We start from the raw sequence: 18,589 nt of genomic DNA, 5'->3' as shown, positions 1-18,589 counted from the left end.
CTACCTCATCAATCACAGTTTAGAAATCAGGTTCAATCGCATCTCTTCGCGTCGACGTGCCTCTTCTACTATTTCAATCGTCAGAAACTCTCTTCCTTTGAGCACCATAGTTTTCACTGATTTAATGATTATGCGCTCAATATCAGCATGTGAAAAACCTTTGAATTGATTGATGAACGAGCGGTCGTCCAAGGGAAGTTCGTATCTTACCCCACGAAGCTTGGTCTCCAATAACTTGCGTATTTGTTCTAAGTTGGGGCGCTCAAAAACCAGCACTTCATCGAATCTGCGCCACAGTGCTCGGTCCAAAAGTTTCTCATGGTTGGTTGAAGCGAGTATCAGACTTTTCCCTCGATATCCATCAATCATTTGCAGAACAGAGTTTACCACTCGTTTGAGTTCGCCATGTTCTGCACTGTCTTCTCTTTCCTTGCCAATTGCATCAAACTCGTCAAATAATGCGACAAATGTCCCCCTTTCCAAGAAATCGAATACCTTGCGGAGATTAGCTGCCGTCTCCCCCAAGAACGACGATACTACCGCATCAAATCGTACAATCACAAGTTCAAGAGAAAGTTCACTAGCCAAAACTTCAGCAGTTAATGTTTTTCCGCATCCTGGTGGGCCACAAAATAAGAGCCTCGAAATCGGGCGTAACCCGTAACTTGACAACACCTCTATTCGGCTTTGTTCCAACAGCACCTCATCAATAACTGACAAATTTTCATCCGAAAGAATGACATCTTGCAAGTCACGTGAAGGTTCCCGTACCTCAAGAAGTGGTAATCCCCGTTCGCGATCAGTAGGTATTTCATGTGACTGTTGCTTAGGGCTATACTGCAATTTCCCGTACAAAAGTCTCTCCAAGTCATTTGCAAGCAAGTGGTGCTTCTTTTGTCGCTCTTCGCGAATGATCTCTTCTGCCGCCTTCATGAACTCCTTGTCGCCGTACTGAGCACCATGTTTAATGAGTTGCCGTAACAACCGGCCGTTGCTCATCGATTTTCGCTCCTAACCACGGTCTTCACGTGTGTTTCGGTTAAATAAGCCAGGAGACAAACACCTTCAACATCCTCCATTGTCGCTAACTACATTACTATCTAGTCGAAGCGGTTGAAAAATGGAGCATTGTTCACAAAGTGTATACATTGGCAAAACGCCAAGTTTCTTCAGCAAATGCAGCTATGCCCTGGATGACAGTTTGTGTAGTAAGTGGCGCAAACATAAATGCCTTCTGTCCAACACTGTTTATCGAGGTACCAATGTGATACCAAACGTCATCCACCATTAGGAATCTGTCGTGAAATTCCTTCGTCGTCCGAATTTCCAAGCCCACACTCGAGTGTGTCCGCTGTTGGTGTAAGCGACGGGCATGCGCGACGAATTCCCCTTGTATTTTGTGAGTCAGAACTCTAATCCTTGTCCCAACCGGAACATGGGACAAAACATCAACAGTATCTTGGTTGACATATGGATCGATCAGCAGGATCTCATGCTTAGCAGGTTTCACCAAATCCACAAGAGCTTTGAACGCGTCAAATTCTCGGCCAGAAGGGAAGAAATTCTCGGCTCCCTTGACCTCCAAGACTTCATACTTAGCCTGGTCCCAAGGGAATTTGAAACGTGCGCTGAATAATGCACGCTCCACTGACAGAACCTGCGGAATGATCGTTTCGAACTGTCGAACGAACTCATCAAAAACAGCATTTTCCTGGAATGTAGTTTGAGGATCTGGTATCCCTGCATAACTGGCGGGTATTCTGGCCCAATGTAGCCAATAACATTCGCCCGCCATGCAATTACAGTTACGGAACCGTTCAAATCCTAGGCGAAGAAGGATCGCATTCGGATCTGCCCATCCGGTCCATTGCATCACTCGGCCATGAACGATAAAGTTCATGTCACCATTCGGACTCTCTAGTAGTGATAGGACAAAATGGGCACCACCAGCGCTCGCTTGTTTGATCACACTATTTGATATTCCCGAATGTCCATCCATACCCCAGTGCATTAGAATACCTCCCTCCATGCCAAAACTAGAAATCAGTGCTTACACACGGAATATTGACAAACTGTGAGTTTCCAATGTTGACACCCTGAAATCACCTTGCGGGTCTCTGAACCCGCATGCCGTTCATGATACCGAAAATACCTTTAGCACCTCATCCCCATAATGATTGATTACCTTTATTGCAATCCTTCCGGTTTCAGGGATATCAAACGGCTGGCTCACTGTCTGATACAACATAGACCATGCTGCTTCGTCGATCTCGCTACGAAGCGCACGCTTTAACTTGTCGTAAGGTTCATCCGCCCCAGTAAAATAAGCTTGGCGAACGAAAAAGCTTTCTCCGTTATAGGCTGTGTCGATAAACCAGCACGCGATATCGTCCGTGGAGTGCGAACGAATTTCACCAGTCGTAGGATCATACACATCCACACCATGAAGCTCTGCGATTAACCTGCCATTTTTCGTCCTGGTTATAGACACATCGGGTTCGCCGAAGATCATAAACAGTTGCCCTTTGCTTGTCTTCTTCAGAAGATCTGGCCCCATTGAAAGGTCCGGATTCATACGAACGAGTAAAACCGGTAGTTTTCCAAATTGACGTTTCCCTTCAGCCACCGCAAATCCGTTATTCGTCGACATCTCGACGGGTTTAAATTCCTGAGCGGTCTCGGAGGCAAATGCATCAAACGCGAAACCACAAATGAGGAGCAAGTCAAATCCAGCACCCTTCAGAGCTTCCTTGGCCGCCTCGCGAACATATTCCGATCCGACCGTGCCATGTTCTGGTCCGATCGACACAGCAGCCCGGCGCAATGCACCACCCTTCTCGATAAATTCACCTACGGCATGGATGTATTCCCCTGCAAAGGGTTCAAGTATGTCGAACCCAATCTCTTCTCCCTTGACCGTGTTGCTAACACCTGCAGCCTTAAGATTTGCAAGAATGTCAGTCACAAATGATGAAGTTACCTCATCTGTCTTTGCTATAGCCTCTGTTTCCGGAAGTTCCGTATCCGATGATACGACTCGATGCGGCGATAGACTTTCTACCGTAAATGGACCAGAGACGCGAATTCGGCTGGAGTCTTCATACGGCTGATCGTACAGTATTTCAACATCAGCATGTCGCATGATAGCCGCATCGATTTCTTCTCTCGTCATGCCCTCCCGAATATCAGGATTATTGGCGATGGATTTGAGCGTAATATGTGGCACTCTTTTGTACACAAAACCTTTGCGTACATCATAACTAAAACTTTGCGGCGACGATTCTTGTCCTGTAAGCTCTGATTCCTTTTTCTGCCCTTCAGGCGAATCAACCAAAAGATAATATGGGTACTTGGCCGACATTAAGCGCGTTCGTGCAAGAGCCAGTGCAACGCGAGACGTATCACAAGTGATCCATCGTCTTCCCCACTGCTCGGCAACATATGCGGTAGTGCCACTTCCACATGTTGGATCAAGAACGATGTCACCGGGGTCTGTGGTCATTAGAATGCAGCGTTCAACAACCTTGTTTGATGTTTGAACTACATACGTGGGATCAGACGCTCCATGAGTATCATCCCAGATGTTGTGAAGTACTTGAACTGGAAAGTCGTCAAAAAAGCGTACGTAATTAGGAAGCCCTGCTGGGGCAATTAATCTTCTTGCCATTTTAAGACGTTCAACACCAGTACGATTTGTCTTCCAGCTATACTTCTGCGCCGGGAACACTTTCCCATCCAGTTCTATTTCAAAAAAGCATGATTCCGTGAATCCAGACGAAAGAAGATTATCTGCAAAGAATGGTCGACTATTTTTCGGGAGTTTCTCTAAGTCATTTCTCTCCTCCCGTGTCATCTTTCGTCTCGTGCCATCAGGCAGTTCGACCCATGTATACCCCGTTCCAGCACCCAACGGCTTAGGCTGATAAAGCGGTCGGAATTTTACTTGTTCATGATTCTTGGCATAGAAAATAATGTAATCTGCGATACCGGCAATATTGCTGCTTCCGAGAGGTAGAGTTTTTTTGAATGTGATTTGAGCGATGAAGTTCTCACTCCCAAAGACCTCATCTAGCAAACAGCGAACGAGATGTACATTCTTGTCGCCGATTTGTACAAAGATACTACCGGAATCAGTGAGTAATTCTCGAGCTACCGTTAGACGGTCACGCAAATAGGCGAGGTAGGAATGAATGCCAAGTTCCCAAGTATCGCGGAAAGCCCGTACTTGCTCAGGTTGACGAGTTACATCCTCTACCCTTCCATCCCGTACGTTCCGCTTCCGCGTTGATACCTGCCAATTCGACCCAAACTTAATCCCATAGGGCGGGTCAATATAGATCATTTGAACTTTACCTTTAAGTCCTTCCTTTTCCGCGAGTGAAGTCATTACCTGCAGTGAATCGCCAAGGATCATACGATTTGTCCAGTTCTGTTCATGGTGATAGAAGTCAACCAAGTCCTCAAACCCAATGCCATTGAAATCATTAAACAGGGCTGCCTGTTGTGGTCGTCCCTTTGTTGCCTCGGCCCGTACATTCTCAATGATGGTTTGAGGATGGATTTTCTCCTGTATGTAAATGGGGACAATAGGAACAGCCAGTTCCTCTCGATCTTGCTCATCCTTGCCCTTCCACGCCAATTGAGGATCAAGCGACGGATCACGCGGATACAACATCACTTTCGGGGAGTTTTCATCATCCGCAACAAAGCCTTTCAATTCTTCTGTAGGGATGTTGACCCGCTTGTCCTTATGTTTAATGGCATCGACAGTTATCTTTTCAGCCGTTGTGCGTTTCCTCGGCATGTATCCCAATCCTCCCAAACCCCATGGCAATTCATCAGATCATACGGATGTCATTGATCACATTAAACCACTTGCTGATATGTCTCCGAATGACGCTTTACCGCCTCTCGAATAGTTGTCTTAATATGTTCGACATCAGTGACTTCAACGAAGTCCCAGCGACCGAAGCCACCGTGATTGTTGATGGCGGGAATCCAGAGAGATTTCATTGTAGTTGCTTTTGCGTCCTTGTCCCGCTTTCGGTATCCGCTCACTTCGACGACGAGATTTAACAAGTCATCATGCCCGTGCCCGTCATCAATACGAACGATAAAGTCCGGTAAATAGCTTCGCTCGGACCCCTCATAGGAGTAAGGGATCACGAAGTTCAGTTTTTCGTTCTTGACGTAGGATACCACTTCGTCCATGTGTTCCAATGCGAAGGCGGCACTCTGCTCCCATGAATTCGTATCCGCTACTACATGGGACACGTGGCACTTGTTCGGTGATGTCGCAAATGTGGGCTTGGCCGTATCAAAATCAACCACGCGGGTGGTTCCCACTGGCTCATAAGGGTGAAAAATTGCTTGTACCTTTTTCTCGCCCTCTGTACTCATGATGATACACTTATACAGTTGCTCCGCCACAAAATGAGAGTGCTCTGATAGCAACAACAACTGTGGGAACGTATCGTCCACATATTCAACGTAATGGGTCATCCACTCTTTCGCGATCTTCAGGAACTGCGGAAACAGCCAGAAGCGCTCACCATGGCTAGCATCACGAAAATATCGAGTTAAAATTCGTTTGGCCAAGACAAAGGCTACTTCCTGCTCACGACGACTTTTCAATTCGTCCAACGTATGAATACTTGACTCGCCCACAATCGGATCGAGTTCGACTGTGGTTGGTATTTGGGCGTGTGTCAAGCGCATCTTTGGAATCATAGAAAGATCGGCTTGTATTCGTTCTTTCGGCATGTCCCAACGGTATCCGATGACACGCGGGAAACGGATTTCACAATTCTTTCGCTCATCCAACGCACGTACGCGCGTGAAGACTGGCCTCTTAATCGGACCAATCCCACTCCCTGCCGTTGGAATGAAAGAGAATGGTACACCATAAACCTCCGCATACTCTGGATCGAACCTCCCCTGGTCGTTCACCGCGTAGCTCATCCGGCGTAGCCCACGACCGACAACCTGTTCGCAAAGTAACTGTGTACTAAACGCGCGAACACCAAGGATGTGCGTGACAGTGTTGGCATCCCATCCCTCTGTGAGCATAGATACCGAGACCACACATCGAACCTGTTCGCCCAATTTACCTGGTTTTCCAACGGTATTCATGACTTCACGCATGAGATCCTCATCCGTGATGGCATCAGCGTTTGCACCTGGGAACCTAGTTCGGTACTCGTTTTTGAAATCCTCAATTTCGCGCTTGGCAATTTTCTTGAATTCATCGCTCATAGCGGAGCCGGATTCTAACTGTTCACTATCAATCAAGATTGTGTTTGGGCGGGCCAACCACCGGCCATCCTTCGCATTCGAGAACAACTCCAGATTCCCAGACGCCACGACAGGCGATCCGTCTTCGTGTGTTGCCCCCGTCTCCCAACCGGCGATATAGTCGTACACCAACTTGGATACGCTCGTATTGTTGCACACGACAATCATGACAGGCGGGGTTTGGCCCTTGTTCTGGGCCTCTCCATCCTTAGACCACCGCTCGAAGTATTTCACGTAATTGCTGTAAAGGCTGTGTAGTGCACCTTCAAGCTCTTTGGGGAGTACCGGATCGATGTTTGTGTCTCCCGAACTTCGGCCACGCTTGGGTAGTTGATCGCGAATTCGCACCCAAAGGTTCCGATACGTCGGCATATCGCCAGACGTCGAATCATCGGCAACCGGCATCCGAGGCACCTTAACGATCCCGGACTCGATGGCGTCAATCAATGAGAAATCAGACACAACCCACGGAAAGAGCGTACCTTCCCTGTATCCGGACCCCTTCAAAAAGAATGGAGTGGCCGACAAGTCAAAAACCACTTTGACTCCAATCTTCTCTTTTACAGCTTCAATTCCTGAAATCCACGTTCGGGCGGCTTCGCGATTCTTCTCAGCCTCGGTTTTGTCCTCTCCGCGCAGAGTCTCCTCTTCGGATACCGGTTTTTCACGACAACAGTGATGTGCTTCATCGTTGATCACGACAATGTTCCGCTTGTTTCCGAGTTCTCGGCATACACGCCGGACCATCTGCTCAGGTGTCTCTTTGAACGCCTCTGTGTTTCCGTCCTTAGCGAGAATCTCTTTCGCGAGCTTGCTGGCATCTACCAATTCGCGACGCTGGAACGCATGATAATTCGTGATCACGATTTTGGCCTTGCCAAGTTGCGCCAGCAAATCCGGCGGTAGGATGTCCCTCTGACGATAATAGTTGTCGGGGTCGCTTGGAAGCAGAACGCGCAATCGATCTCGAATGGTGATGCCAGGACTAACAATCAAAAAAGCATCAGAAAAACGACTGTCTTGGGGATTTGCAAACTTGTTCAGCGCCTGCCAAGCAATCAGCATCGCCATGACCACCGTTTTCCCGCTTCCGGTCGCCATTTTGAATGCCATACGGTACAATAGCGGATTTGCCTCAGCATTGCGGTTACGCAATTCATTCACAACGAAATGATCGCCCAGCTTCGAGGCGGCTTCGGTGATATAGATGGCCGTTTCCAGTGCTTCGATTTGACAAAAGAAAAATCTCTTTTCCCGGTCTTCGCTTTGCCAATACTGTAAAAGGCGTCTCGTTGTGGGTGTAACACCCGCGTAATCCCCACGCCATTTCGCCACACGGTCTCTGATCTGGTTAATGAAGTGATTTTCTTCCCGGCGCTCGTGTCCCCATAAGTCCAGTGTTGCTTGCGTCTTCTTCTTCGGCTGGGGAACTGGGATGAAGTAAGCACTCTTTCGTCGTTCCTCGACAATTTCACTGGTTATGCCTTCATCTGTGAAGCGGAAATGCCTTCTTGGTATTTCAAATGGAGAATTAATGACGGGATTCTCTATCACCACTTGGCTCATTCAAATGATCCCTCTTCCAATGATCCCTTACTACTGGTCTATCAATTTAGTAATTCTCCAGTTGACGGAGGTATTCCTTCCAGAGCATTACGTCACAATCCTGAATTACGTATAAGTATGAGTTATACGCAATATTATGGTACAATTTGATTGAGAAAACCTCGTCATTCCAGGCGGAAACATCGCGTGAACACCCCAAAATCATTGCGTATAACTCTGGAGGCATCGAAACCGTGTCAATCATTGACCAATACGCCGAGGAAGCCCTTGTTGGCAAATCCGAAAAAACGATCAAGACTTACCGGACGCAACTGGAAAAATTCAACCAGTACCTCGTCGAATCAGGCACGTCGCTTGATGACGGACTTGCCCGCGTAGATGTGCAATCCTACATTACGCATCTCATCGCCAAAGGGCACAAAGCGAGTACGGTCAACCTCGCTTACAACGCAATTCGAAGCTTCGCTCGTTGGTCCCATCAAGAATCTTGCATTCAAAACGTACGCGTTGTCAAACGTACGCCGATTCTTCAACGTACCCCCAAGTCTCTGGAACGAAATGAACGAAACCGGCTCCTCCGGCTTGTGGAGCAGAGGCGTAATCCACGTGACATCGCGATTATCACTGTTCTTCTGTACTGCGGGCTTCGAGTAGGTGAATTGGTCGCGCTCAATGTGAAGGACATCGAATTGAAACGTGGTGGATTGGTGTATGTGAATCGCAGTAAAGGTGACAAGGAACGCGTTGTCCCCGCCACGTCTGAAGTAAGGAGCCGAGTACAAGAATATCTCTCTCAGCGAGGAGACGTTGCCCTGGACGATCCGCTGTTCATGTCGAACCAGCGTCGACGCATTTCAGCGAGAACAGTCGAACACATACTCAGACAGTTGGGGGAGCAATATCATCCCCACGCCCTTCGCCACACATTCGTTCGTGGGTTACTCGATGCTGGTGTCGATTTGGTCACAGTTACGAAATTGGCGGGGCACACGGATTTAAATGTCACTAGAAGCTACGCGTCGCCAAGATTAGAAAAGATGCATGAAGCGATGGAAGTCCTCTATGTCACAAAATAATTTAATGCAATGTATTCTAGCCAATATGTTGTTACTACTAAGCGCTATAATGTCCAAAGGTTGACGGTAAAAGTTGTCCTGATTTTGACGAATATATTGTCCAAAACCCTTAGTTCCGCCATTATTGGTGATCATAATGATGGGCTAAAACGTCCCATTTTCCCGGATTTAAATTGAAAATGCATCTGGACCCAATTGGAGCGAACCTACTGCCAATTGATTAACGCCAGGTACGAGCGGGGCAGCATTATCCTAACGAGTAACAAAGGCATTGGGGAAGGGGACGAATTGTTCGGGGACGCAGTGCTGGCCACGGCTGTGCTCGACCGCCTGCTACACCATGCGCACATCCTGAACATCCGTGGACAAAGCTACCGACTAAAGGACAAGATGAAGTCTGACGTATACACGGCGCCAGCTGAACCAAACGCTTCCTGATTCAAGCTGCTGGGTGGGTCAAAATTAAGTCGGCGATCTGGGTCAATTTTAACCCGGCGTTCACACTCGCAGCCATGGTTCAATCACGGGATCCATCGTTCCATGACTGACGTGGACAATTCACAGTGAGGCTGTACTTTGGGATCTCCGCGTCCGCCAGCATTTTCCGCACCGTTTGGCGCGAGATCTTGCATTGACGACTAATTCCTCGAATAGACCAACCATCTACGAAGTGATTTTTTCGGATATATTCTTTATCGACCATCCCGTACAAAATCCTTTTCTCCCATACGCAGAGCGTCAGCAACTCTAGCGTAGCGGAATAGGTTTACGCGGTGGTCAACTTTTTGGTTGTCAATGTACTTCCACGTGGTCAACATTTATGTTAGCGAACACAATCCAGTATCGTTTGAGTGACTCCGCCGTACGTTATGGTTAATGTCACGAACAACAAGCCGTTGTGTTGTTTGATCCTCATTGGATGTTACTCAGGAGATTTGGCATCGGGCGAATGGGCATCTCAATTGCATCTTTTGACGTGTGGTAAATGAATCGGTCCCCCGTGCAATTACGCATCCCCTTGACGGCTTCCTTTCCGTCAGCCAATGGGCGAATGACCGCGACTTTCTCAACGTGTAGATGGCCGTCTTGCGTGTGAGATTTCAAGTTCTCCAAAACGACAAACTTGTCTGGAAACAATTCGCGAACTTCAGCCCATCTCATAAAGAACCCTCCAAAATTGGAACGTTCCTTCGTTCTTACGAACGTTGGTTCATTCGAACGTTCGCTACTCTTGTTTAAGTATCACCCGCATATAAAAACGAAGTCAATTTACCATGGCAACAGGGTAATACCCGGTCATGTGGTGTTAATTTGGGATTAGAAAAAAGTTTAGAAGACCATAAGGCGCGGGAATCGGAAGAACCGATAACCCGCACCTGTACAAATTTTTGGCGCACCCGGAGGGATTCGAACCCCCGCAAGACGCGGTTTAGGAAACCACCGCTCTATCCTACTGAGCTACGGGTGCACGTCATCAATGCCTTAATATTCTACCGTAATCGTCCACAAACTTCAACCATTTTACGCTTTTTGGAAACTGACTTCACGCACCACGCCTTACCGCCCTACCTCGTCCCCCCGCTAAATGGCAGCATGCCCTTCAGCATCCCGAGCTCACAATCGGCCACATCAATCACCACAGCGCCATTGTGGCACGAGAAGTCCCTGACCTTGAGCTGTATCTTGAATGGCGAGAGAATCGTCGGCACATGGAGTTTGAGGACCTGACGCAGGACCTCCAGGCCTTGTGGGGCGTCCTTGACCGCTTCCTGGAGGGAGCGTTCGACAATGGAGGCCGGGATGGGCACAAGCATGCGGGCGGAGACTTCCACGGCGACCTCTTCGCGCTCCTTGTAGCTGTGCGGGCGCGCGATGAAGTCGATATTCCACATGAGGAACTTGAATTGCCCGTAGATGCCGTCGTCGCGAATTTCGACGATGCGGAGTTTGACGTCTGGGGCAAACTCTTGGAGCATTCGGTTGATGTCGTCGGCTGACAATTTGATGGTGACCTGCGAGATACGCATAGCTTCCTCCTGTAACGGTGACCGCCCGGCTGAATCGGCGGCTGGATGAAACGTTCTGACTGAGGCCACTGGGCTAGCTAGGGCACATCGGGTTTGTGCCCTGACGAGCCCGGGTGGCTCCAGTTCTATCCTGCTCCATCGCGGCAGCTGTTAAGCCTTCATTTACGCCTTCACGGATGCAGGCGCTTGGATGGCCTCGATGCCGCCCATGTATGGGACGAGGGCTTTTGGGATGCGGACAGACCCGTCAGCTTGCTGGTTGTTTTCGAGGATAGCGGCAACGGTCCGGCCCACCGCCAGTCCTGACCCATTGAGCGTATGCACAAACTCGGGCTTTGATGACTCGTCCGGGCGGAAGCGCAGGTTGGCGCGGCGCGCCTGGAACTCCTCGAAGTTGGTGCAGGAGCTAATCTCGCGGTACGTGTTGGACGCTGGAATCCAGACCTCCAGGTCGTACTTTTTCGCGTCTTTGGAGCCGAGATCGCCCGTGCAGATTTCGATTTGCCGGTACGGCAATTCGAGTGCCTCGAGGACGTCTGCGCAGTCTCGTGTCAACTGTTCGAGCATCTCATAGGACTTGTCCGGGTGGACGAGCAACACGAGTTCGACTTTCTGAAACTGATGCAGGCGAATGAGGCCGCGGGTGTCTTTGCCGGCGGATCCTGCTTCTGATCTGAAACAGGAGCTGTAGCCCGCGAACTTGGTCGGGAGCTGGTCGACGCTGAGAATCTCGTCGCGGTAGTAGTTGGTCAGCGGGACCTCCGCGGTTGGGATGAGATAGTACGGCAGCCCTTCGAGCTTGAACATCTCATCGCCGAACTTCGGCAGGTTGCCCGTACCCACGAGGCTCTCCTCGTTGGCGATGAACGCTGGGAACATCTCAGTGTATCCGTGCTTGTCCGTGTGCAAATCGAGCATGAATGCCGCCAATGCGCGCTCCAAGCGGGCGCCGAGGCCTTTGTATAGGACAAAGCGCGATCCGGTGATTTTCACCGCCCGCTCGATATCGAGGATGCCGAGGTTTTCAGCGACTTCCCAGTGCGGCTTGGGCTCAAAATTGAACTTGGGCAATTCGCCCCACGTGCGGATGACGGGGTTGTCGTCCTCGGACGCCCCTTCTGGCACGGAGTCGTGTGGCACGTTCGGGAGGCTGAGCAGAATCTCGCGAATCCGCTCGTCCTGCTGGCGGATGATGTCATCCAGCTCCTTGATTCGGTTGCCGACTTCTTTCATCTGCGCGATGTCGTCGGTCGCGTCCTCGCCGTTCTTCTTCTTGCGTGCAATCGCCTCAGATGTGGTATTGCGCAGGTTTTTCAGGCGTTCGGTCTCCGCCAGGTTGGCGCGCCATGCCTCGTCGGCGGTCAAGAGTTCGTCAATGATGGCCGGATGGACCTTCTTGCGACCGAGCTTTCGCTTGAACTCGTCGGGCTGTTGCCTGATGGCTCGAATATCTAACATATGTGCACCTCGCATTCGTTCGGATGCGGCGTCAATATACATTCCCTTCATCAACCTGTGCGTGACGCCAAGCTGTTCACAGCATAGCACAACAATATTGCCTGTATAACAACAAACCGCCCCCCGCACATCGCCAGACCGCGCGCGATAGGCGCGGGAATGGTTTCGTGCGAAAGGGCGGTTTCTTTTACGATCGCTTTGCTAAACCCAAGAAATACGCGTGCAGACGCAAATCGCCCGTGAGTTCTGGGTGGAAAGACGTCGCCAAGAGATTGTCTTGTTGCACAGCCACAATGCGGCCTTCATAAGTCGCCAACACCTCCACGCGCTCGCCGACAGACTGAATGTGCGGCGCGCGGATGAAGACAGCCGGATATGGTTCTGGGCCGAGGACGGGAACGTCGAGATCAGCTTCGAAGCTATCCTTTTGGCGGCCAAAGGAGTTTCGGTTCACTTCCACGTCCATCAAGCCGAGATGATTGGTCTCCTCCCCGACAATGCGGTTGGCGAGCACAATCATCCCCGCACACGTACCAAATATCGGCTTGCCTGCACTCGCCAAATCGCGAACGGGTTGCAGCAAGTCGTACTCGCGCATCAGTTTGCCAATCGCCGTGCTCTCCCCACCAGGAATAACCACAGCTTCGGCGCCGTCCAATTCGTTTGCGCGGCGCACCTCGACGGCGTCTGCGCCAAGCTCGCGAAGCACCCGAATATGCTCGCGAAATGCACCTTGAACCGCGATTACGCCAACTTTCATCCGAACAGACCCCTTTATCTATACTCTAGACCCCCGCAGGGCCCGTCTGCCCGGTGCCAAGTGGCACTTGGGAGTAGGCCCGACCATGCGGGACAAAACGCAGCTTACCAGCCGCGTGAAGCCATTCTCTCCTCTGGGCGGAGGGTGTTGAGATCAATACCGGTCATCGCCGTGCCGAGGTTCTTCGACAATTCGCCGATGAGCTCGTAATCCTGATAGTGCGTCGTCGCCTGCACGATAGCACGCGCAAACTTCTCCGGGTTCTCCGACTTGAAGATACCCGAACCGACAAACACCCCATCAGAACCCAGTTCCATCATCAACGCCGCATCGGCCGGCGTCGCAATGCCACCAGCTGCAAAGTTCACGACAGGCAACTTGCCAGTCTCGTGAATCTCGCGAAGGATATGAAGCGGTGCGCCGAGGTTCTTCGCCTCTGCGTACAACTCATCCTCCGACAGGCTCTGAATGTGGCGAATTTGCATTTGCATCATGCGTTGGTGTTTCACCGCTTCGATGATGTTGCCCGTGCCCGGTTCGCCCTTCGTGCGAATCATCGACGCGCCCTCGGCGATACGGCGAACCGCTTCACCCAAATCTTTCGCGCCACAAACGAACGGCACGGTGAACTTGGACTTGTCCACGTGGAACTTGTCGTCCGCAGGTGTCAGCACTTCGCTCTCGTCGATATAGTCGACGCCCATCGCTTCAAGGATACGCGCCTCGACAATATGGCCAATACGGCATTTTGCCATCACCGGGATGGACACCGCCTTCATGACTTCTTCAATCACAGTCGGATCCGCCATCCGAGCCACGCCACCGGCCTTGCGGATATCCGACGGAACGCGCTCTAGCGCCATGACCGCAACGGCACCGGCCGCTTCCGCAATTTTCGCCTGTTCGGCGTTGATGACGTCCATGATGACGCCACCCTTTTGCATCTCGGCCATGCCGCGCTTGACGAGATCAGTACCTGTCTTCGCCACAACGAACTCCTCCTATCGATACGGGACCCAATGCGAGCACCCGGTAAAACTTAAGAATCCTACGCTAAATTGTATTATAACTTGAGGTAGATGCAAACCACTTGGTCTACAGGTACCATTAGATAGAGTAATTCGGCGCTTCCTTGGTAATCTGCACGTCATGCGGATGGCTCTCACGCAAGCCAGCCGAAGTAATGCGGACCATTTGGCTCTCATTCTGCAGCTTCTCAATCGTCTCGGCACCCGCGTAGCCCATGCCTGCGCGCAAACCGCCGACCATCTGGTATAGAATCTCGCTAACCGGCCCACGGTATGCGACGCGGCCCTCAATGCCCTCCGGCACCAGCTTCTTCGCCTGCACTTCTCCGCGCTCGCCACCCTGAAAGTACCTATCCCCACTGCCGGCCTTCATCGCGCCAATCGATCCCATGCCGCGATACACCTTAAACTGCCGCCCTTGATAGATTTCGATCTCGCCCGGACTCTCGGTCGTCCCCGCCAGCAAGCTCCCAATCATCACCGAGCTCGCCCCAGCAGAGATGGCCTTCACGATGTCACCCGAGTACTTGATACCGCCATCCGCAATCACTGGAATGCCCGCTTTGCGCGCTACCGTAGCACTGTTGTAGATAGCCGAAATCTGTGGCACGCCAACGCCTGCGACGACGCGCGTAGTACAGATAGATCCCGGTCCGATACCGACCTTCACCGCATTGACACCCGCGTCGATGAGCGCCTGTGTCCCTTCTGCAGTCGCCACGTTGCCCGCGATGATTTGCAGGTCTTTGTACTTCTTGCGCGCCTCGCGAATCCCCTGCAGCACGCCTTCCGAATGGCCGTGCGCGGTGTCTATCACCAACACGTCAATCTGCGAAGCGACGAGGGCTTCAATCCTGTCGAAGAAGTCACCCGACACCGTCACAGCGCCCCCGACGAGCAGACGACCTTGTGCGTCTTTCGCCGAATTCGGGAAGCGGCGGGCATTTTCAATATCCTTGATGGTAATCAGTCCGCGCAGGTTGCCGTCGCCGTCGACGAGTGGGAGTTTCTCAATCTTGTTCTTCTGGAGGAGTTCCTTCGCTTCCTGAAGCGTGGTGCCGACAGGTGCGGTGACCAAATTGCCCTGTGTCATCACTTCACCAATCGGACGGTCGTAGTCGCGTTCAAACCGCAAGTCGCGGTTGGTGATGATGCCGACCAGGCGCTGCGTGCCTTTTTGGACAATCGGCACACCGGAGATACGGTACTTCGCCATCAATTCCTCAGCATCGCGAATCGGGTGTTCTGGCGATAAAAAAATGGGATTCGTAATGACCCCACTCTCCGAACGCTTCACTCTGTCGACTTCTTCCGCTTGCTCCTCGATGCTCATATTTTTATGAATGATGCCAATGCCGCCTTCGCGCGCCATCGCGATCGCCATTGTCGCGTTGGTCACCGTGTCCATTGCCGCACTGATAACGGGAATGTTGAGTCGAATATCGGTCGTGAGTTTTGTGCTGACGTCAACATCGCGAGGCAGGACTTGTGAATGAGCGGGCAACAGAAGTACGTCGTCAAACGTAAGACCTTCCATTGCAAATTTCGTTTCCCAGGCGTTTGCCACGTATTTCCCTCCTCTAATATTTGGATAGCCGGCACGGCCATTACCGCACCATGTGCCTGTCCAAGCCGAAAAATATTGAATGCAGTATAGCAACGCCCTATAGGGGTGTCAACGGAGAGAGTCGGCGCCATCGCGCAGTCCTGCAAACCGACACACTTCCGTCATAGAGACAGAATCGTTGTATTTCTCGAACACGCCGTAGCACTCTGACTCAGCTTCCAGTATTATGAGGATTTAGAGTGCAGTTTATTTCCGCGCTGTCGGACAAAGGCGCATAGCGTAAACGCGTCGGCGCTGCATAGATATCAAGATATCGGAGTGTGAGCACAGATGTATCGAAATGGTCCACCGCAATCCACAAACGGCTTCGCCGTCGCTGCGCTAGTGGTCAGCTTGATTGGCTTTGTTCTTTGTTGGATTCCGCTTCTCGGCATCCCAATTGGCCACATCCTGGGTGTCATCGGCGTAATCCTAAGCATCATCGGGATGGTGCAGGCGTCTAGAATCGGGTATGGATCCGGCATGTCCGTTTTCGGGCTGATTCTTTCGATTGTCACCCTCGTCCTTAAGTCCATCCCCATCATCAACTTGTTGTAAACCACATAAATCCACCAAACGGTTGGCAAACGACCAACCCGAGGCGAATGGCAAATGGGGGATAGCCCGACCCCATAGCCTTTAGGCTGGTGTTTGTACATTTCCACCCCGGTTTGCATTGTCTAAATGGATGGCACACATAGGAGGAGGTTATCCGAGTGGTTGTCATCCTCAATGTAAAAGTCACAGGAAGTGCGGAAATCGTTGTGAGTGCGGGGAGCAGTAGTGATCCAAACATCGTCATCGCAAATCTCCTCGGCACAACGGTCGCATCTGCACTCGAAAAGATTCTGGCGAGAGGCTATGTACTTTCATTTGTGACCGAGAATATGTTTGTATGTACTAAACCACAACTGCCAAGGGGTCAACGTGGGCACAATGTCACCTTATTTAGCCAGAGCCAAACTGCTCCAAAAAAGTCGGCGCAACAGCCGCCGCAACGCAAGCGATAGAATGATTCAGCAAAGCATCTGTTATCTACAGGCAGCCACACCTAATCTTTGGCACGCGTGGTGCCTTGTTTCTGGCAACACACACCCCATCAGCGTTACAATAGATGCATACCGGACTACAGGACACGAGACGTTCTATGTAGTGCGCTGGAGGGTAACATGACCGAGTGGATTGATATTTATAACGAGGATTTTCAGCACATCGGCGCTGCCACACGTGAAGAGGTTCACGCCAAGGGATATTGGCACAAGACTTTTCATTGTTGGGTCGTCATGCAACAAGCAGGTGTCCCGTACATCATCTTTCAAAAACGGCACCCCAATAAGGACACAAATCCGAACAAGCTGGACGTCAGTTGTGCGGGCCACCTCTCAGCAGGCGAAAACGTGTCCGATGGTGTGCGCGAACTCCGTGAGGAACTTGGTATCGACGTGCCAATTACAGAGCTGTCTCCACTCGGCATCGTTCATGTCGCAGCCCAAACGGAGAACATCCGCGACTTTGAAGCTTGCCACATCTTCATGCATGTCACACCGTACGCCCTCTCTGACCTCCACCCACAAACCGACGAAATCTCCGCCCTCTACCTCGCACAACTCACGGATGCGATTCAACTTTTCCGTGGCGAAAAGCAGTCCATCCGCCTACATGGGTACACCGTGAACGACTCCGCCAACCGATTACCCTCGGAAATCGAAGCCCGACTCGAGGACTTCGTCGCACACACGACAGCGTATTACACTGACACATTTGAAGCCATCCAAGCGCAATGGTCCCATAACACCGGACTCCCATACCAAAAATAAGCATTTTCATCAGACTTCCAAAATACTACATCGGCACCTTAAAAACGATGATGAGAAACACCGGTATAGGGGCTGACAACAAATAGCAAATAAGCGGATGCTGCGAATGTAAGCGCATCATCGGAATCATCATGGCACTGAATAGGGCCGAATATGACAAGCGCCAGCCGTGATCATACTGCATCACACCAATGCAGTGAAGCACAGATTCAGCGAAGACGTACATCGCCACAAACAGCGCAGTCCATGCCACCGCCCGCCATCGCCCACGTGGAAACCGCGTGAGATAAATCAGCAATGTCGAGGCATATACAACAAGCGGAGCCAACTCGGCGCCTGTTTCACTTTTAAACGTCGGCACCGGTGCATGCCGCCACAGGGGATAGTCCCTGGTAATGTAGCAATATGCGATATCTCCCAATAAAAAGTACAGAATAGTGGCTTGATATTTTCTCCACTGCCGCCAGTCTACCCACTTCCAGGCAGCTATTATCCAAAACAACATCGACAGATAGTAGGCCATGCTTCTAACCACCAACGATCCGCTGATTTCAAATGCCTAGCTATTGTGAGTAATCAATCTACAAATTATCCACGCCCCACAAAATGTTTGTCCTAGTAAAGTTACTGCTTCATCCTCTTCCCACAACGACCGAAGTTCGTGAATTCATGGGTAAATTGGAAAGTACAAGTCTCGCAATCTGTCGAATCCTGCTGAAACCTAGCGAAATACACACCCTGATACTCGGGAATCTGCACACGGGACGGGGTAGGTGCACCGGGAAAACACAAATTCTACCCCAACACAAAAAAGAGCCCCAAGGTTCCGCCTTCTCAGCGTTCCCCTCAGGGCCCTTCTCTCTCTCGCCTGGCAACGTCCTACTTTCCCAGGAGGTCTCCCTCCAAGTATCCTCGGCGCTGGAGGTCTTCACGTCCGTGTTCGGGATGGGTACGGGT

Annotated in this window: 15 protein-coding genes, 1 tRNA gene, 1 rRNA gene and 1 pseudogene; 5 read left to right on the top strand and 13 right to left on the bottom strand. The window is 51.0% G+C overall.

Annotated elements, in window-relative coordinates; translation table 11 throughout:
- Nucleotides 1-12: 12 nt before the first annotated feature.
- From J3482_RS15200 to J3482_RS15185, 4 genes are all read right to left on the bottom strand, one after another.
- Nucleotides 13-999 carry an AAA family ATPase gene (locus J3482_RS15200; RefSeq protein ID WP_146824463.1) on the bottom strand — a complete coding sequence of 329 codons (987 nt, stop codon included), beginning with the start codon at nt 997-999 and terminating at the stop codon, nt 13-15.
- Between the two features lie 133 nt (nt 1,000-1,132).
- A complete protein-coding gene (locus J3482_RS15195; RefSeq protein ID WP_206922649.1) occupies nt 1,133-2,011 on the bottom strand; it encodes a phospholipase D-like domain-containing protein in 879 nt (292 codons plus the stop codon).
- Nucleotides 2,012-2,134: 123 nt separating this feature from the next.
- Entirely contained in the window at nt 2,135-4,804 is a 2,670-nt protein-coding gene (locus J3482_RS15190; RefSeq protein ID WP_206922648.1) for a site-specific DNA-methyltransferase, read from the bottom strand.
- 62 nt (nt 4,805-4,866) lie between these two features.
- Nucleotides 4,867-7,860, bottom strand: coding sequence for a BPTD_3080 family restriction endonuclease (locus tag J3482_RS15185; protein WP_206922647.1), 2,994 nt, complete (start codon nt 7,858-7,860; stop codon nt 4,867-4,869).
- Between the two features lie 233 nt (nt 7,861-8,093).
- Here J3482_RS15185 and J3482_RS15180 point away from each other — a divergent pair, with 233 nt between their 5' ends.
- Together J3482_RS15180 and J3482_RS15175 are read left to right on the top strand one after the other, a co-directional pair.
- On the top strand, nt 8,094-8,936 hold the full coding sequence (locus J3482_RS15180; protein ID WP_146824459.1) for a tyrosine-type recombinase/integrase: 843 nt from the start codon (nt 8,094-8,096) through the stop codon (nt 8,934-8,936).
- Between the two features lie 207 nt (nt 8,937-9,143).
- Nucleotides 9,144-9,374: pseudogene (locus J3482_RS15175) on the top strand (ATP-binding protein); the annotation flags it as partial.
- A 474-nt stretch (nt 9,375-9,848) separates the two neighbouring features.
- On the opposite strand, the gene J3482_RS15170 reads toward J3482_RS15175, so the two are convergent.
- From J3482_RS15170 to guaB, 7 genes are all read right to left on the bottom strand, one after another.
- The gene (locus J3482_RS15170) at nt 9,849-10,097 is read right to left on the bottom strand and encodes a hypothetical protein (protein WP_146824458.1); all 249 of its coding nucleotides are present in this window, start codon (nt 10,095-10,097) and stop codon (nt 9,849-9,851) included.
- 228 nt (nt 10,098-10,325) lie between these two features.
- Nucleotides 10,326-10,404: transfer RNA gene (locus J3482_RS15165), tRNA-Arg, on the bottom strand.
- Between the two features lie 97 nt (nt 10,405-10,501).
- Nucleotides 10,502-10,963 carry a hypothetical protein gene (locus tag J3482_RS15160; RefSeq protein WP_146824545.1) on the bottom strand — a complete coding sequence of 154 codons (462 nt, stop codon included), beginning with the start codon at nt 10,961-10,963 and terminating at the stop codon, nt 10,502-10,504.
- Between the two features lie 162 nt (nt 10,964-11,125).
- A complete protein-coding gene (serS, locus tag J3482_RS15155) occupies nt 11,126-12,421 on the bottom strand; it encodes a serine--tRNA ligase (RefSeq protein WP_206922646.1) in 1,296 nt (431 codons plus the stop codon).
- A gap of 187 nt (nt 12,422-12,608) precedes the next feature.
- The gene (pdxT, locus tag J3482_RS15150; protein WP_146824547.1) at nt 12,609-13,181 is read right to left on the bottom strand and encodes a pyridoxal 5'-phosphate synthase glutaminase subunit PdxT; all 573 of its coding nucleotides are present in this window, start codon (nt 13,179-13,181) and stop codon (nt 12,609-12,611) included.
- 104 nt (nt 13,182-13,285) lie between these two features.
- On the bottom strand, nt 13,286-14,170 hold the full coding sequence (gene pdxS, locus J3482_RS15145; protein WP_146824548.1) for a pyridoxal 5'-phosphate synthase lyase subunit PdxS: 885 nt from the start codon (nt 14,168-14,170) through the stop codon (nt 13,286-13,288).
- Between the two features lie 118 nt (nt 14,171-14,288).
- Nucleotides 14,289-15,746, bottom strand: coding sequence for an IMP dehydrogenase (guaB, locus tag J3482_RS15140; RefSeq protein ID WP_223204290.1), 1,458 nt, complete (start codon nt 15,744-15,746; stop codon nt 14,289-14,291).
- Nucleotides 15,747-16,106: 360 nt separating this feature from the next.
- Between guaB and J3482_RS15135 the strand changes: the two genes are divergently transcribed.
- From J3482_RS15135 to J3482_RS15125, 3 genes are all read left to right on the top strand, one after another.
- The gene (locus J3482_RS15135; RefSeq protein ID WP_146824550.1) at nt 16,107-16,373 is read left to right on the top strand and encodes a hypothetical protein; all 267 of its coding nucleotides are present in this window, start codon (nt 16,107-16,109) and stop codon (nt 16,371-16,373) included.
- Nucleotides 16,374-16,531: 158 nt separating this feature from the next.
- The gene (locus tag J3482_RS15130) at nt 16,532-16,825 is read left to right on the top strand and encodes a hypothetical protein (protein WP_188332373.1); all 294 of its coding nucleotides are present in this window, start codon (nt 16,532-16,534) and stop codon (nt 16,823-16,825) included.
- 159 nt (nt 16,826-16,984) lie between these two features.
- The gene (locus J3482_RS15125) at nt 16,985-17,632 is read left to right on the top strand and encodes an NUDIX hydrolase (RefSeq protein WP_206922645.1); all 648 of its coding nucleotides are present in this window, start codon (nt 16,985-16,987) and stop codon (nt 17,630-17,632) included.
- A 25-nt stretch (nt 17,633-17,657) separates the two neighbouring features.
- Here the strand turns inward: J3482_RS15125 and J3482_RS15120 are convergent, their stop codons facing one another.
- Nucleotides 17,658-18,155: a CBO0543 family protein gene (locus tag J3482_RS15120; RefSeq protein ID WP_146824552.1), complete on the bottom strand. Its 498-nt coding sequence runs from the start codon at nt 18,153-18,155 to the stop codon at nt 17,658-17,660.
- Nucleotides 18,156-18,498: 343 nt separating this feature from the next.
- Nucleotides 18,499-18,589, bottom strand: a 5S ribosomal RNA gene (gene rrf, locus J3482_RS15115); the annotation flags it as partial.

The organism is Alicyclobacillus suci, from assembly GCF_017329615.1.
Taxonomy (GTDB): Bacteria; Bacillota; Bacilli; order Alicyclobacillales; family Alicyclobacillaceae; genus Alicyclobacillus; species Alicyclobacillus suci.
Note: the sequence above shows the minus strand (reverse complement) of the source record. Positions and strands in the feature narration are given on the sequence as shown.

Coding starts and splice junctions, on each gene's coding strand:
- J3482_RS15200 (WP_146824463.1), bottom strand. CDS start 999: ATGAGCAACGGCCGGTTGTTACGGCAACTCATTAAACATGGTGCTCAG.
- J3482_RS15195 (WP_206922649.1), bottom strand. CDS start 2,011: ATGCACTGGGGTATGGATGGACATTCGGGAATATCAAATAGTGTGATC.
- J3482_RS15190 (WP_206922648.1), bottom strand. CDS start 4,804: ATGCCGAGGAAACGCACAACGGCTGAAAAGATAACTGTCGATGCCATT.
- J3482_RS15185 (WP_206922647.1), bottom strand. CDS start 7,860: ATGAGCCAAGTGGTGATAGAGAATCCCGTCATTAATTCTCCATTTGAA.
- J3482_RS15170 (WP_146824458.1), bottom strand. CDS start 10,097: ATGAGATGGGCTGAAGTTCGCGAATTGTTTCCAGACAAGTTTGTCGTT.
- J3482_RS15160 (WP_146824545.1), bottom strand. CDS start 10,963: ATGCGTATCTCGCAGGTCACCATCAAATTGTCAGCCGACGACATCAAC.
- serS (WP_206922646.1), bottom strand. CDS start 12,421: ATGTTAGATATTCGAGCCATCAGGCAACAGCCCGACGAGTTCAAGCGA.
- pdxT (WP_146824547.1), bottom strand. CDS start 13,181: ATGAAAGTTGGCGTAATCGCGGTTCAAGGTGCATTTCGCGAGCATATT.
- guaB (WP_223204290.1), bottom strand. CDS start 15,746: ATGGAAGGTCTTACGTTTGACGACGTACTTCTGTTGCCCGCTCATTCA.
- J3482_RS15135 (WP_146824550.1), top strand. CDS start 16,107: ATGTATCGAAATGGTCCACCGCAATCCACAAACGGCTTCGCCGTCGCT.
- J3482_RS15125 (WP_206922645.1), top strand. CDS start 16,985: ATGACCGAGTGGATTGATATTTATAACGAGGATTTTCAGCACATCGGC.
- J3482_RS15120 (WP_146824552.1), bottom strand. CDS start 18,155: ATGGCCTACTATCTGTCGATGTTGTTTTGGATAATAGCTGCCTGGAAG.